This is a genomic window from Psychrobacillus sp. FSL H8-0510, from assembly GCF_038008345.1.
Classification (GTDB): domain Bacteria; phylum Bacillota; class Bacilli; order Bacillales_A; family Planococcaceae; genus Psychrobacillus; species Psychrobacillus psychrotolerans.
In genome coordinates this window covers 80,520-96,135 of sequence record NZ_JBBOYZ010000003.1, presented here as the reverse complement: position 1 = coordinate 96,135, position 15,616 = coordinate 80,520, and the positions used below count along the sequence as shown (strand labels likewise).

General features: G+C 31.9%; 15 protein-coding genes. 1 reads left to right on the top strand and 14 read right to left on the bottom strand.

The window, feature by feature from the left end; genetic code table 11:
• Nucleotides 1-49: 49 nt before the first annotated feature.
• The 6 genes from MHI40_RS22600 to MHI40_RS22575 form a co-directional block, all read right to left on the bottom strand.
• Nucleotides 50-2,083, bottom strand: a complete 2,034-nt coding sequence (locus tag MHI40_RS22600; RefSeq protein ID WP_340765816.1) for an ATP-dependent helicase — start codon at nucleotides 2,081-2,083, stop codon at nucleotides 50-52.
• 71 nt (nucleotides 2,084-2,154) lie between these two features.
• Nucleotides 2,155-2,568, bottom strand: a complete 414-nt coding sequence (locus MHI40_RS22595; RefSeq protein ID WP_340765814.1) for a hypothetical protein — start codon at nucleotides 2,566-2,568, stop codon at nucleotides 2,155-2,157.
• A gap of 59 nt (nucleotides 2,569-2,627) precedes the next feature.
• Nucleotides 2,628-3,104 (bottom strand): hypothetical protein, encoded by a 477-nt coding sequence (locus tag MHI40_RS22590; protein WP_340765812.1) that lies wholly within the window; start codon nucleotides 3,102-3,104, stop codon nucleotides 2,628-2,630.
• Nucleotides 3,105-3,133: 29 nt separating this feature from the next.
• Complete coding sequence (locus MHI40_RS22585) at nucleotides 3,134-3,607, bottom strand: hypothetical protein (RefSeq protein ID WP_340765811.1); 474 nt, start codon at nucleotides 3,605-3,607, stop codon at nucleotides 3,134-3,136.
• Nucleotides 3,608-3,906: 299 nt separating this feature from the next.
• Nucleotides 3,907-4,701 (bottom strand): hypothetical protein, encoded by a 795-nt coding sequence (locus MHI40_RS22580; protein WP_340765809.1) that lies wholly within the window; start codon nucleotides 4,699-4,701, stop codon nucleotides 3,907-3,909.
• Nucleotides 4,702-4,824: 123 nt separating this feature from the next.
• Complete coding sequence (locus tag MHI40_RS22575) at nucleotides 4,825-5,697, bottom strand: hypothetical protein (RefSeq protein WP_340765807.1); 873 nt, start codon at nucleotides 5,695-5,697, stop codon at nucleotides 4,825-4,827.
• 204 nt (nucleotides 5,698-5,901) lie between these two features.
• Here MHI40_RS22575 and MHI40_RS22570 point away from each other — a divergent pair, with 204 nt between their 5' ends.
• On the top strand, nucleotides 5,902-6,270 hold the full coding sequence (locus MHI40_RS22570) for a hypothetical protein (RefSeq protein WP_340765804.1): 369 nt from the start codon (nucleotides 5,902-5,904) through the stop codon (nucleotides 6,268-6,270).
• 422 nt (nucleotides 6,271-6,692) lie between these two features.
• Here the strand turns inward: MHI40_RS22570 and MHI40_RS22565 are convergent, their stop codons facing one another.
• The 8 genes from MHI40_RS22565 to MHI40_RS22530 all read right to left on the bottom strand — a co-directional run bounded on the left by MHI40_RS22565 (nucleotide 6,693) and on the right by MHI40_RS22530 (nucleotide 15,437).
• Nucleotides 6,693-10,442 (bottom strand): YobI family P-loop NTPase, encoded by a 3,750-nt coding sequence (locus tag MHI40_RS22565; RefSeq protein WP_340765802.1) that lies wholly within the window; start codon nucleotides 10,440-10,442, stop codon nucleotides 6,693-6,695.
• 145 nt (nucleotides 10,443-10,587) lie between these two features.
• A complete protein-coding gene (locus MHI40_RS22560) occupies nucleotides 10,588-11,580 on the bottom strand; it encodes a helix-turn-helix domain-containing protein (RefSeq protein ID WP_340765800.1) in 993 nt (330 codons plus the stop codon).
• 1 nt (nucleotide 11,581) lies between these two features.
• Nucleotides 11,582-11,932, bottom strand: a complete 351-nt coding sequence (locus MHI40_RS22555; RefSeq protein ID WP_340765798.1) for a DUF6075 family protein — start codon at nucleotides 11,930-11,932, stop codon at nucleotides 11,582-11,584.
• A gap of 89 nt (nucleotides 11,933-12,021) precedes the next feature.
• On the bottom strand, nucleotides 12,022-12,774 hold the full coding sequence (locus tag MHI40_RS22550) for a thermonuclease family protein (RefSeq protein WP_340765796.1): 753 nt from the start codon (nucleotides 12,772-12,774) through the stop codon (nucleotides 12,022-12,024).
• 31 nt (nucleotides 12,775-12,805) lie between these two features.
• Nucleotides 12,806-13,486, bottom strand: a complete 681-nt coding sequence (locus MHI40_RS22545) for a response regulator transcription factor (protein ID WP_340765794.1) — start codon at nucleotides 13,484-13,486, stop codon at nucleotides 12,806-12,808.
• A gap of 20 nt (nucleotides 13,487-13,506) precedes the next feature.
• Nucleotides 13,507-13,869 carry a hypothetical protein gene (locus MHI40_RS22540; protein ID WP_340765792.1) on the bottom strand — a complete coding sequence of 121 codons (363 nt, stop codon included), beginning with the start codon at nucleotides 13,867-13,869 and terminating at the stop codon, nucleotides 13,507-13,509.
• Nucleotides 13,870-13,910: 41 nt separating this feature from the next.
• Nucleotides 13,911-14,579 carry a hypothetical protein gene (locus MHI40_RS22535; protein WP_340765790.1) on the bottom strand — a complete coding sequence of 223 codons (669 nt, stop codon included), beginning with the start codon at nucleotides 14,577-14,579 and terminating at the stop codon, nucleotides 13,911-13,913.
• Nucleotides 14,580-14,723: 144 nt separating this feature from the next.
• The gene (locus tag MHI40_RS22530) at nucleotides 14,724-15,437 is read right to left on the bottom strand and encodes a hypothetical protein (RefSeq protein ID WP_340765788.1); all 714 of its coding nucleotides are present in this window, start codon (nucleotides 15,435-15,437) and stop codon (nucleotides 14,724-14,726) included.
• Nucleotides 15,438-15,616 lie beyond the last annotated feature (179 nt).

Here is a 15,616-nt window from a genome sequence, read left to right as displayed (position 1 = left end):
AATGAATTTATGATACTATTCTATCACTTAATCTATCATCTTTCCATTTTCATGTGGCAATTAATAATCCTTCTTCAATAAATCGAGAAGGCTCTACCTCTTTATCACGATGTCGTTTCGGAGCCGAGATATACAAAGATTCTTTTGCTCTCGTAACACATACATAAGCTAACCGACGTTCCTCTTCTAATGCTTCAAGCGGTTCTAAAGGTGAATCTTCTCTCTTTTTCGTATCAAGTGATGAAGCATGTGGTAGGATTCCTTCAGACCAACCAATAGCATACACGACTTGAAATTCTAATCCTTTAGACGCGTGAATAGTCATAAGACGAACTGCCTCTATATCAGGAATTTTTCTTAACTCTTCCATCTCTCTATTCTTATCTTCTACTCGTTGAATAAAGGAAAGAAATGATTGCGTATTAGCAAACCCTCTAGAAGCCTGTTCAAATTCATCCAAGATTTCTGCAATAACCTCTTTGTGAATGCTAATCGTCTTTCTTCCATCGACTTCTAATTGACTATCGTAGCCGATAACTCCTTTACGGATCTCTCTTATAGCTTGTGGAGCTGTCATTTCTTTTAAATCGTGTAAGGCATCCACTTTTTCAAGTAACTTCCGTTGTTGAAAACCACTCTTTTTATCAGCTAATCTTTTTAGTGCTTGATTAACGAAGTCATTTGGCAAGTTCCCCATATAAGGGCCAGCCACCTCATCAATCGTCTTTTGCATATCCGCTTTACTAATATAAAAGACGGGTGCTGCTTCAATCATAGCATCAACATCCAGCGGATTATTAACCACTCGTAATAATGCTAAAATGGGACGGATAAATGTATTCTGATAGAAGGATTCGTTTGATTTTCCATAAGTAACGAATGGAATATCTGCTAATATCAATCTATCGAATATAGCCCTCCCTGTAGCATGCGTTCGATAAATAATCGCAATGTTTTTTAAGGAAGTACCATCTAACTGCTTATCTTTAATTTGCGATATTATTTGATTTGCCTCTTCCTCACTATTTTCAGGAGTCGAATAGTATATAGGTATAGGTTGCGATTTTACCACTTGCAAGGTTTTCTTAATCTGCTTGGTATTCGCATGGATAATGTTATTTCCAAACCCCACAATAGAAGGGACGGATCGATAGTTAATATCCATAATAACGCGAATACTGTTGGGATAGAATTTGTCGAAATCCACCATATAGCGATAACTAGCACTTCTAAAACTATAAATGGTTTGTGAATCATCTCCTACTACGCACAAATTGTTATATGGCTCTGCTAGTAGTCGAATAATTTCATATTGAACGTAGGACGTATCTTGAAACTCATCACACAGAATATATTTAAACTTCTCCTGGTATATTTCCAATACACTCGGTTCATACGTAAATAGATAATAGGTTTCTAGCAACATATCATCAAAGTCATATAAATTCTGTTCGTCTTTCATTTTCTCATATGCTGCATATACATCTTTCAACTCTTTCATAATCGGAGTGGAAATATCGACTTGTGCCGGACGAATCATTTGATTCTTCCAGTTAGAAATAATACTAGCTAATGTTTCAGCTGAGTATTCATCTTGAAGTCCCATTCTCTTTAAAATAGTTTTTAGCATAATATGTTTTCTTCGTTCAGACGATAACACGCTAAAATCATATCCTTGTTCTCGCAAAATACGTAAGCATACAGAATGATAAGTACCAGAGGCAACTTCTCTACTTGCTTGTCGGGTGATACCTGGTATACGAGCTAATCTTTCCACCATCTCCACACTTGCTTTCTTAGTGAAGGTAACAAGTAATATGGAAGAGGGATCTACTTTAGCGGTATGAATCATGTAACCGATTCTACAAGTAAGTGCAGTGGTTTTACCTGCTCCTGCACCTGCTATTAGTAGCACGGGACCGTTCACTGTAGAAACAGCTTCTTTTTGAGAAGGATTAAGGGATATTCCGTAATCTGAAAGTAATTGAAAATAGTATTCAGAGTCTCTATTCGTTTCATTTGGTATATATATATCTGCTAATGGAGCAGTTTTTTCAAAAGATTTTTCTAAAGTTGTATACATATATTTTTCTCCTTTTAAAAACAAGACCAATAGAAACTATATTGATCTTGTTTTTTGTATTATATTAATCTCTATTCCTCATTAGGGAATAGATCATTGAATGTTGCCTCTAGTATAGCTAATCTTCTATTTCGTTCCATTTCCGTTTCATTTTTAGGATGTTGTGGAAAGGATACAATAGACGTTTTCTCTGTTTGTGATTCAATAACATTAATGTTCTTTTCTAGCCATAAATTAATTATTTTTAACTCATTTTCTTTATCTGCATCTAATTCAATGCTTTTTGAGTGAGTAATTACCGTCTGGATAATAGTTGTATAATTTCCGCCTGATCTCTTGAAAGAATTGTACCATTCTAACATGAGTTTATTGAATTCATTATAAGTTAAGTCCCCTACTTCTATTTCACTGTTTAGATATTTTTCAAATAAACTAGGAAATTTCGACTCTACGCTACCCGCTGATAGTTCTATTCTGTTTTTCATAAGCTACTTCCTCCAAATACAGTATTGTAAATATACATCTCTCTTTAGATGACTAGGAATTAATAATTTCCGTCATTTGTGATTAATTTTCCCTCCGCATTGTATAAATACAATTGGTTTGCATTTCGTAAGGCACGATACGCTTCTCTGAAAGATACCGGCATATGAAAGTACTCCTCCAAGCCCGATAAAAAATCATAAGTTGCAGCTATACGTGATTTATTAGAGAGTTCTTTAAATGCTGATAAGTCAATTCCAAAAAAATCGAGTGAAGTAACATCTAAAATTTCCTCGTCATCTTCATCAAATTCATTAGTTGGTAGACAAACATAGAAGTAATTTCCCTCTGAATTTCCACCCCAAATTGTAAATTCTTCTTGTTCACCGCTTATACGATTAAGTAAAGTAAGATTGCCAACTTCACAACAATCTTCCCATTCCTCGTAAATGGAAGTATTCACCACGGTATAAACATGTTTGTCGGTAATGGTATAAACATTCTCCAATTCTAATTGATTCTCCTGTGTTGTTGTCATTGTAAAAACACCCTTTCTCAAAGTTTTTATTAAGCTTCCTTTACTTGTTGGAATAAAGTATATTCTGCTGAATAGACTGCTCCATGTAGTAAGGCAAGTTCCTCTTGTTCCCTAGCGGATACATAGCAATGTTTATCTTCACAATGCACCAAACTAGCTGTTAATACGGGACTAAGTGTGTTCAATCGGAAAAATGAATCTGTTAAATATGGATTGTAACTAACCCCCATATCAAGTTCAGATGGTTTTTCCCCATTAACTCCCAAAATAGTTCCACGGACTACTGCATGTACTTGTTTTTGATTTTTTCTAATAGTTAATTGACGGCCACTTTCCGAAATGATGAATACACAATTCGCTAAAGTAACCTTCGAACAATGCGCCAGAACCTTTTTGGTAATTGCTGATCGAATGCTGTAACCATTATTAATATTCAAATTCCGGTACACTTCTACTTCTTCTCCAAAACGGATGGTTCTCCCTTTGTACGATTTGAAAATCATCTCACTCACTCCATTCACTTTTTTATTCTTTTATCCGATAACTAAAAAAACCTTTTAGGAATGCGGAAAAAACAAAAAAAGCCATTGGGGGTTTTGTTTTCTCATAGCAAATAAATGCTAAGATCACAAAATGCCCAAAGGCTTTTAAATGTTCATCACCGCAGAACCTAAAAGGTTTGCCTAAAAATTAAAATAAAAGAATATACCCCTATTTTACATTAATTTAAAGGGTTCATCAATAATAGAAAGAAATTAAAAGTAGACAAGGAATATAGCATTTTTATAACGAGATTATGCTATTATCCGAGCATGGCTACTATTTGATTTCTTCGTTCTTTTACTTCTTGGATCTGTCCTTCGTACAAACTACTGCCATCAAGCACAGAATCAGCTAAATCATATTCCTCTAGTGCTAAATCATATCTACCCATTGCACAATATATATCACCTTTTCGAGCATATGTTTCGGAATGCCAGGAAATATCCCTTTTACTGCGTTCTTTAGCGAGTCTTGTATATAATTGTAAAGCTGCGTGGTATTCTGATTCTTCATATAATAAATGAGCATAGATTTCTTGAAGTGTTTCTTTAATATCGTCTAAGGAATGTTGAACTTCTTTTAAATAATCAAAACAGTTTTCAATTACTTGTCTCTCTAATTGAGGTTTTGGTTTCTTATTTTCAGTTAAGTCGAACATCGATTTTGTTCTTAATTCGAGCATAACGTCTATTTCTTTATCTAAGAAAGATCTAAAAAATTCATATATCTGCTCCCAATCTTTTTCATTATAATATCCTTTATAACCTTTTCCGAAGTAAACGTGTAACTGTTTAAAGATTTCCCGTCTACTGCTTGAAGATTGCCAAAGGTCTTCATTCTCAGGATTTTTTTCGTCGAGATAGTGGCATACTGCATCTATACTAAGAGCACTAACTCTTTTCTTGTAATTTGTTAAGACCTTTTGAAGCTGATTTTTCTCTTTTTTATCTAGACATATATTTATTTTCTGCTTTACTTCATTTATGCTTCCTTCTATTTTGTTTATTTCGTTTATTTCGTTTGCGTATTTAGTGACAAACTTTATATCGTTCAATTTAAACAAGCCCCTTTATTAATTGAATTTTATCATTATGTCTTTTTTAAAAATTACATGAAACCAATGTGTTCATCAATAAAAGTTGCGAATTTTAGAGGGATAATTCTTTTGAGAGACATATCACCTAGATGATTGTATAGTCACTAAATAGTTATTTTCAAAGTATAAATATCCTTGATCATAAACCCATTGTTCGTTCACTCCGTATGCGGTTTGCGTTTTATTAATTGATTTTGGCTTACCCCATGAAGTTTCTAATATCTGATCATCAGTCATTCCAATACTAGGGCTACTAGAACTTTTAGCGATACTATTACTTTCAGAGTAAACTGTTCTCCAAGCCTCCTCAGTTAAACTCGGAATAAGTTCCTCTTGAATTTCTTCACTCATTCTACCGGTATACGATGGACTAATTATACTCGCTAATTTTTCTTTTTGTTCGATAGTATCCTTATTATAACTAATTAAATAGAGTGCAAAGTTATATAATGCAATTGCATCATTTGATTTATGAATAAATTCATTTTCTTCAAAAATTTTAATTGCTTTGCCACGTTCATTATCTCTAATATTTCTTTCCATTTCATCTTGGAAAAAATCTCTTTGTTCATTTCTAAAGTTATACATTAGTTTTTCAGTGCTATCGCTGATTAATTTAGTACTAGATATGTCATTAAGATTAGAGTTAATATAATCATTATTTTTTTCCGTAATTAATTTATCTACAAATTCATTTCCAAGTACATTAAACTTACCAATCTCTGATTCATCCAAATTAGAATCGTCAATACTATTTATTCTTACTAAAAATTTATCGTATTCATTTGCTATTAATAAATCTTCTAACTCTTTAAGTTCATTTTCTATATTTATTTCTGTATCTTTTTCAAATTCTTCTATCGTATCTATACCACTCTCAACATTTTCACTGTTACAAGCTGATAAGATTAATAAGATAGACAATCCTATTCCGCTAAAATTAACCTTCTTCATTTCTACCTACTCCTTATTCTATATATGATTCTATAGTACCATTACCTTTTACCTTTTGATAGGGTTATTCAATATCGTTGTGCTGGAGTGAACCACCCATGTAGTATTTCATTAAATGACTAAATTGGTTTAAATCTAGTTATCCGTAAAATGTATGGAAGTTCTTGTTCTTATACATATAATGAAGGAAAGGAGAGGATGATTATGCCTGATATAACCAAAGAAGCATATGAACATTTCGAAAGAGTAATTTACAACCCTTTGCTGATAATTGTATTGGAAAAAGATATAGATTCAATGCAGCACTTACCTTTTAAGTTTGGGAATATATATGTAAACCTTTTGAAACGTGCACTCAAACAGATGAAACGAGATTTAAAAGAATCCTCAATTTATTTAGTTCGACACAATATGCGTTTAGTACGAGATAAACCAGGTCTGGAATCTACGAAATACACGCTTATAAGTATGGGATATGAAGAACATCTTACGTATGCTAACAGCGAGATAAAGAAGAAATCTGAAGACATCATGAGCAGCTATTTAATAGCAAACAACATGGGCGAAAATTAGCTGGGAGCAGAAAATCTCATAAAAAAAACTGAACGATTTCTATAGTAATCGTCAGTTTTTTTTACCCTACTCTATACATTTACAATAGGAATTTACGTAGTGATTTACTACTCAATATATCTCAGAGTTAGCCTTATTATCGGATGATTCTTTAATTGTTATTGGACTTACCATCTCTTTATATAATTCGAAACAAGTGTCACAATATATGGAATTTTCCCATTCTGTATATACCTCATCCTTAATTCTATGATGGCAAGTATGACAAATGATTAATTGATGTATAGTTGTTGCCATAAAAATATCCCCTTTATTGCTTGTATTGTTACCCTGTACTTTGATACTAGAAAAGTATTTCAGCGAATACCTTCCAATACAAAACTATCCCTCTTTTTTAAAGTAACTTCTTCCCGTTAAATTTCTTATCTCAATTTACGTCCATACGCTCTAAATGATTCTTGATCTACTTTATCAATCTCAAACCTAGTAACCCACTGTCTAGCTTCGAAGATTGTTAAGAACCTCTTATTCATTGCATTCACTTTAATCTTTGGTCTTTTTTGTTCGAATAAACTCAGAAAATCATTCATATTTAATATCGTAAGACACTCTCTTGCTTGAGATTCTTTCAAATCTGGCAAGGATAGTAGAAGCAATTCTTTTTTAGTATCCATATCAAGTTCACTTGAACTCAAAAGTTCTGATAGGAGTTTAAAATCTACTGAGTACTGATTTTCTAATATATCTCTAACATTATTAATAGTTATTTCAAATATTAAATTTTGGATATCCACACTTTCAGTTGAATAACTGGAGATTAAAAATTCTATATCAGATTCAGTGAAATTGTATGTTAAAATATGCTGTTTTACTAAATTTGAATATCCTTTGTGACTAATTGGTAATTTTTCTTCAGTATTTTCAAGTAGTTTTATTTTATATTCATCACCTATATTTTCATTTAATAAAGAAAGCATTTCTTCTAAATCAAAATTTTCTAGGTTATGGTTAATTATTTCTAAATACTCAGAGAGGTTAGTTGTAATATAGTACATCACTGTCTCTGGATAATTCTCTCTTAACGATATAAGTATAGATTCTGTCATACTAATAATCTTTAGTTTGATAAGAATTAGAACCTTTTCACTTTCAATATCAAGTTCATCAAATGGATATGAATTAAAACATTTATTAAAAGATTCCAATATAGATTCATATCTTTCGTTAGATAGCTCTTTACATTTCACAATAGCTTTAAAAAATTCAATTACAGTATCATCATCAAAATCTGCCATCATTGAGTCGTTAAATATTAAAGTTTGACTAGAGCTATTTATAAAATCAATTAAATACGTATCTATTTCTTCATTTGAAACAAAATAGTCGATTATATTTCTTTCTGTGTAGGAAACTACTTCTCCCTGTAAAAGATTTTTCCATAGTTCTTCGTAAGTTACTTTATCCATTCTACTCAACTTTGTTTGAAGATAGCTAATATACTCTCGCTTGTCATCTGTATTGATATTAAAATTGTTCAGTATTGCTAATATTGCGGATTCTTCATCTGATATATATTCATCTGATTTATCAAGAATAGTTTCAATATAGGAATCAATATTTCTATTTACATAATTCAGTAAAGGTTCATCCTCATTTGAACGAATCAAAGTGTAATTTTTATGGAGGAAATCACTATTTTTCTCCAAACCATAAATTTCGACAAGGATTAATTCTATGTGTTCAAATGACAATTCATATAAATCTTCTTTATATACCTCTGCAAAGAGTTCCTTGTTTGATACATCATAATCAATATTGGTAAATTTAACACCTAGTTCAGTTAACATTTCTTTCATTAAATTTATATTTGGATTAAGAGTCTCCAAGAAATTAGGGCACTCAGAAACAAAAGTATTTAAAGACTGATTTTCATCAACAGCTAGAATATCATCTAAATCAGAATTATATAATGTATAGGTAGCATATTGTTTTTTCTGTTCATTACTATAATCGCTATCATTAATTATTTCATCAAAAATTCTTGGCCAAGTTTTGTTTAACGCTTCTATAAACCAGCTAGTTTCCCTTTTTGTTTCCAAAAACTCATCAATAAATTGAAAGTTTTTGGTCCTCCTTAACTGCTGGAGGAAATTCACAAGGAATATTCTATTGATTTCTTGTGTATTTAACAAATAACACAACAAGTCAAAATTTAAGATTTCTATTTGTTCAAAGTCTAGAGGTCGTAATCTAGATAGAACTAATTTAGGGTTTTTAAGGGGGTATGAGTAACCTTTTGGTAATTTATCTGTAATGCTGAGAAGGAAATTCTTATCACCAATACTTAAGCTATTTTCGTAAAAGTATGTCATATAATCTGAATATGTTTCATCAATATATCCATTTCGCAACAGGTATTTTATTAAAGGAAAATATGGACTCCCTTTAATTTCTTCAAATTTATTTTCTTGGCCAATTTCATTTAAAAAAGAGGTGCTGAATATATTACCTATATTTTCTTTTGTAATTATCTTTTGCAACCTGGAATTTTCGATTTCTGATTTTTGTCTCTTTAATGTTTGGATTTGAACTTTTAAATTTTCAATTTCATTTCCATTTTTTCTTTCTATTGCATTTTTGCGCTTAATATATTCTGGTATCAAGTTAAGATTCTCGAAATCATTTTTTATATTTATTGTTGAGTTCGCATACCCAGTATAGATTTGAATATCATTATTATATTCCTTGATTGCTTTAACTAATTCTCCACCTGTCTTGTTCTTGTAGTGAGAAATAGGTCTTCCCCCAGCAGTAGTAATTGTGAAATTAGGCAATATGTAAACAGCATCAAGTTCGTGAATAGATTCAAGTATCTCAACTTCGGTTGTTCTAATTTTTTCTTCAATATCATTAATATCATTATCGATGTCGATTAATTCCTGCTCAATAAATGCTAATTTACTTTCAAATATTGTTTGAACATATCCCCTACCAAGTTGTAAATCACTAAAATCTCTGGGGAATATGTTTTTATAAGCAATTATTGCTAAGAGCTTATTGGTGTTCAGTTCAATTGATTGGATCAGATTATTGTAAATAACAAATTCATTATAAATGTTTTTTAGTATTCTCATGTCATCAATATATAATGACAAACCTTTTAGAAATACTTCGTCAAATAGATTATATATTCCTCCCAGTTTAAAATGCTCGATAAACTGATCATATGAGTTAGAGCCATCTATAACTGGAACAACAGGTATTATAAATTCAAAAAACTTCGTACGATCTTTTGAAATGAAAATATCATCCCTTAGTAAATATATGAAACGAATGGGTGTTTTGTTTTCTTTCATTTTTTTATTATTAATAAGAGTATTTATTTCCCTAAGTTTCTCAAAGATTTGATTCACATTATACCTATCAATATCCTCGAAGATTATTGCATCTGCCTCTGAGTTTTCAAAAAGATACAATACTTCATTAAGATATTTATCAAAGAAGGATTCATTTTCGTCTTGAAATATCTCAATCTCATTTCCTTGTAAATTTAGTCTTTTAAATATATTCTTGTTCTTTTGAGTTGTAATAATATAATAAGTGATAATACCGAATGAAATTATGGATAAAATACCACTTGCCAACAGCAGCTCAGGTGTTGTTGTCCACATCAAGCTATCCCTTAACCAACCAACCTTCAATAATGGTACAAAGCTGCTCCAACTGTTAAAAAACATCATATAAAATAGCAAAATTACAATAACAGATAAAAACATTGTACTTTTTATGGTTCCTTTAACCGATATCTTTTGCTTCACTTTAAAGTTGGTTTTCGGAATTTTATCCGCATCTACTTGATGAATGAGTTGGTTTAGAATCTTCCCTTCTAGAACGGCTTCATTATATTCGGGAGGGTTTGAATTTAATTCTGATGATTCAAAATGAGCAAGAGAGATATGTAAGAATTGCTTTTTCGGATACTTAATCTTATAGGTTTCTATTAAACTACTTTTACCAGCACTATATGGACCGGAAACAGCTATATTTTTAAGTTCATCATTTTCAAAAACAAAATTTAATGCATTTTCATATATTTTCATTTTGTAATTTTTATTTGGTGTTAACTTTTGAAAACGGTAGTCTATTTCTACATCTACTTCATCTTGAGCCATCTCTTAACCTCTCTCTTAACCTATTTTATTAGTGTTCTATTCATCGGTAATTTTTTCTATTATTAATTCATCAAGAATCTTCCGGTTCCATTAACTTGGGATATACTGACCAACACCAACTAGTTGTAAATAAAGTCTCTATACCTCAATAATTGTATCTGCGTTGAATAAATTCTTGTAGCGCTTGTTCCACTAATTCATTTGTTGTTGTCTGTTCTTGTTTAGCGAGCTTATGAAGTGTATCTAACATAGATACAGGCAAATCTACAGAGGTTTTCCGATATCCGCTAACAAATATCCATTCATCTTCTTCAAAAAGGACATCACCTGCTCCACCTTCTAAAAAAGATTGTATGGCGGTTACGGTTAGTGCTGCAGGAACAGAATCCTTTACTTGAAGGGGACCAGACTTTATGGATAATGCTATATGTTCTTCATGTTCACGTAACCGAATGTTTTCAATTCCACGTTTTCTGTACATAAAGTCTAAGAATACATAAGATAGTTCATTGTCTTTCGGCAAGATGAAATCAGTATATCCCGATGCTTTTAAAGATGGTCGGTGAATAGCGTAAACAGGTGTAAACTTAAATTGTTTTATCGCTAAAGTATAAGGAATCCAGGTATGAGAGGAAGAATAAAAACCCCATTCCCTATCTGCATTCCGAACAACACGAGTTTCACCACGTTGAGTTGAAGTGAAAAGCTGATATAAAGTAATATCTAAAGCAGAATCATAAAACTCTGAGCGAACACCACGAGTTGGAGCAGTTCTTTCAATCTCTTCTTTTATCCAAAGAAGTGTTTCCTCGGGGATCACATACCGAATGCGTTCATCACCGTAGGGCACTTTATGAACCATTAATTCATTATCTTCTATTAACTGATAAATCTTCTGTTGTGAAATGCCAAGCTCTTTACTAACTTCCGAAGTAGAATAACCTTCCACTTTTTCTGCTTTTCTTTGTTCGACCAGGGCATCTACTTCTTCTTTATAGTACCTCGCCTCACGCATAGCATGGTGAGGATCTGGTACCTTTCTGATTTTGTTTTGTTTTGCATAATGATATACAGTTACCTTTGCAATCCCTAACAAATCGGCTACTTGTTTCCGTGTGTAATAATCTGTTTGGTTCATGTTAGTTCACACCGTACTTTCTTATATAGATTGCTGACATCGCTATTTGATAATTATCTTCGTTAAGTTCAATTAAGTCGAGAACTGTTACTTGATAGTTGTTGTTGAACAAATGGCCAGTTAGTTTAGCTAAGATTAATTCTTCCTGAGTAAATTCCTCATGCGCAAACATCTCTTCAGCATGAAATCCATCGTTTATATCGAAGTAAGGGGAAACCTTTTTAAAAATCTTTTCCGAACTTGTCATGATATAGAGAGTTGATAGATAGTACACATCATTTTGCTGAGATTGATTTAATTGATAAAGTTGATTATGGAACCTATTAGAATGTTCATCATCTCTATAAATCATATTTGGGATACCTCGCTAATTTATTTTCTAAACTATTTTGATGAAATTTCCTTGAAGTGCTGCTAAAAAACATCTAAATTTCAAAGGCTTTATGGAGTAAAACCTTTTTCAGAAGTTGCATAATCTTCTATTGACCAGATACCTATACCTTTTTCTTTTGCTCTTCCTTCAGCTGCCTTTATTTCATCTAAATGTCTTGTATTAGGCGCGTTGATGTATCTTACCATAACAAGACCTTCTTCAGCTAAGGTGGTCTGCAATAGCTTACCATCTATTGAAATGTACAAAAGGGCCCTATCGTAGTGATCAAACCTAGATCCAATATCGAAGGAAGCCTTTATCGTTTTAGCGTTATTTAAGAGCTCTTTCGCTCTGTCTCGTGCTTCTTTTGAATATGGTTGAGGTTTACCGGAATTTCTATCTTTTAACTCGGAGGAATCTACCAATAATAGCCGTGTATTCAGGGTCTTTCCTACATTGTCACTGTCACCCTCTAAAAACCTTACCTTCAATGTGTCGCCATCATAGTTGGAAATATACTCCACTTCGTATTCTTCTACTGAGCCATTTGAGTGTGTTATATCCCTAGTTTCGTTGGTTTCCGATGAAGTGTCAGTTGTTCCACTTAACCACTCACTCAGTTTATTGGAACCATCTTCTATAAGTCCTTCAGCAGTTTCCTTCCCTTCTTGCTTTACCTTATCGACGGTTTCATTTACAGCTTTATTTATTTCCGATTCTACTTTATCAGTAACCGCTTTAGTAATTTCTTCTTCGGTCACCTGTTCGGAGCAGCCGACTAATAGACTGACTAAAACTAATATCCCACATATTTTCTTCATCTATTTCACCATATCCTATCGTTTATTTCTGCTAGAGATTGTTATTTAGATCCACCCAACCATTCTTTATTGCTTTAATAACTGCTTGAGTTCTATCTTTAACTTCCATCTTGAGAAGAATACTAGATACATGATTTTTAACGGTTTTATCGGAAATTTTCATTGTCTCGGCTATCAAATTATTACTTTTCCCTTCCGCCAGCAATTGTATTACGATACATTCTTTTGGAGTTAGTAAATGAAAAGGCTTGCGAATTTCTAACTGAATAAACGTATTAGTCCCATGTATATTTAAACTTTCTTTGTAATCGGGCAATATCAGTTCGGAAATATATAAAGGAACATAAGCTTGTCCTTTGCCAACTGAAGATATAGCTTGAATTAGTTCCTCTGGGGAAATCTGTTGCTGTGTAAATCCAATTACACCAACTCTAATCAATTTTTTTAATGTGGAGATAGTAAAGCTATCAGATATAACTAAGAAATGAGTACTTGGATAGTTTTCTCTCATACTACGAATCATTTCTATTTCGTATATATTAAGACGCTCACACTGCAATAAAACAGTATCAATCCGATATGTACTGACAAGCTGTTCGAGTTCATGTATTTTACCCGTAGCAATTAGTTCTATGTTGTTTTGAGAATTTAATACGCTTTTAATCCCTTCCATTAGGACCATATGTAAGTTAATAGTAATTAGTTTAGTCATGTGATGTATTCCTCAATTCTTTATATTGTTAAATCCTTATGATACATACAGGCTATTGTATCTCCATATGCAACTTCATATTGTAATGATGGTTTATGAGTAATTTTTGTGACGATGCCTTTCTTTTTTAAAAAATCGAGTAGATAGTTATAATTCAATACATCATTTTCATCTAAACTGTCCGGATCTACACGAACGGAATCCCCGATTTCGTATGGCACAATCTCATGTTCAATGTAAGGAGTTTCATCTAAAGCTAATTCATTTTCTTCGTATTTAACATTTATATTTTCTTCGGGTACTATCATATATGAGACTTCGTCAGTTACTAATGCTATGTTTTGCGGTGCTTCAAATAGAGATAGTTGTTCCAATTCCTCCATGACGGTACCACCTTTCCTTTGTGTTAAATGAATTTTATAGATTAGAAGATTTTAGAAATAATAGATTTAAATAGTACGTGCATAGATATTAATAATGTCATTAGTGACTTTTGTAACCCTATGACTTCTGGTTTTTCTGTTCCTATCACCATATTTAAAACTTGGTTTTCCATTAAAAATATTTCTGATAGTTTCTCAGGACAATGTCCGAAATATTCTATTCCTTTTTGTGTTCTTAAAAGAGCATCCTCAACCGTCATTAACACCCAGTCATACTGGTCTCTAACTTCTTTGAAATAAAATTCTCTTCCCTCATGCAAAACACTGTATTCAGAAGTTGAAAAAATAGTCTCCCCTTTATAATTAATGTTTCTGACCCACACTTTTTCATCTCTTGGGAGGAGAGCAATCTTCTTTTTACTACCAGCTCTAAATGACATAGGACCATCAAATAATTTAGGGTCAAACGTCTCCAAAAATGCAAAGCAACCAGACCAAACTGTATCATCTATTTTTGGTTTCGTTATTTCTGTTTTTCTAGGTAGTGTTAAATTGGAGCTATCTATATCGGTAACTTCAATATTCAGGAAGGGTAAACTGTGACAAAAGTGTTTTGTTGGGTAAGCTAATGTACTGCAATTATAAGGCTTTGTATAGAATCCATCGTTATCAAATCGAATTACGTTTACATAATCTAGAGACTGATTCATTATTTTAAAAATCCCCCTTTCAACATTATTTAACTAACCAAAGCTTTATACTTTTTTAAAACTGGTTATAGGATAGATAGCGTATAGTATTTATTTATTCTTTTTTAATAAACTTTGAGCATGGTAATACAGCAACAGCAATAATTAATTTATTGAGCGGATGTTCATATTGTGTTTGAATGTATACGCTAATAATTCTCCGAAAGTCATATTATGGATTTTTTGTTTGACTACCCCGGTAAAAGATTCTAGTTTCTCATCTTCCGTACCCCATAATTCCATGAGTGATTCATTAGAGATATTCAATAAATCTTTTGCATTTTCTACGTCACAATAATCATATACGTATTCATCAATAAACTCGTCACGTTCATACGGTATTGCATTAACTATATGCTCTGCTAACTTTTCACTAATCGATTTCGGGTATTTTGCAATTAATTCTTCTTCTGTGTCGTACACTTCATCATTAACCAATGTCTCTTCCATAGAATCAAAGAAGTCTATATTAATTAGGAGGTGTTTTCCTTCTTCATTGACTACACGTACATTTTTTACGCTATAGGATACATCCACATATGGTACAAATTCTGGGACTTCAACTTCGCCTGACTGCATTGGTACTAAAATTGGCAATAATTCATCATTTAAAAAACGCTTATTATCACACTGATCTATGAATTGCCCTACTGTCTGAACTTCAATTATATCTAAGTATTTCGTAATCTTCACTTGACCATCAAAACGATGATTCATAATGAACGCTGAAATTTGTTCTACTGAGTTTTCAATACATACTCGTTCTTCTCCTGGGACATATCCATATAGGCAATCCCCTATTAATTGTGTTTTTGACATTTTCATTTCTCCTGACTAATAATATTTAACTTTCAAATACTTAAAAGTTAGATTATCACCCTTTAAACTTTCAATAGCTAATTATAATATTCTAATTAATATAATTATACATTAATAGTTTTATATAGTCTATTATAATATATATTAAATTATATTATTAATTTGTTATTATTATAATA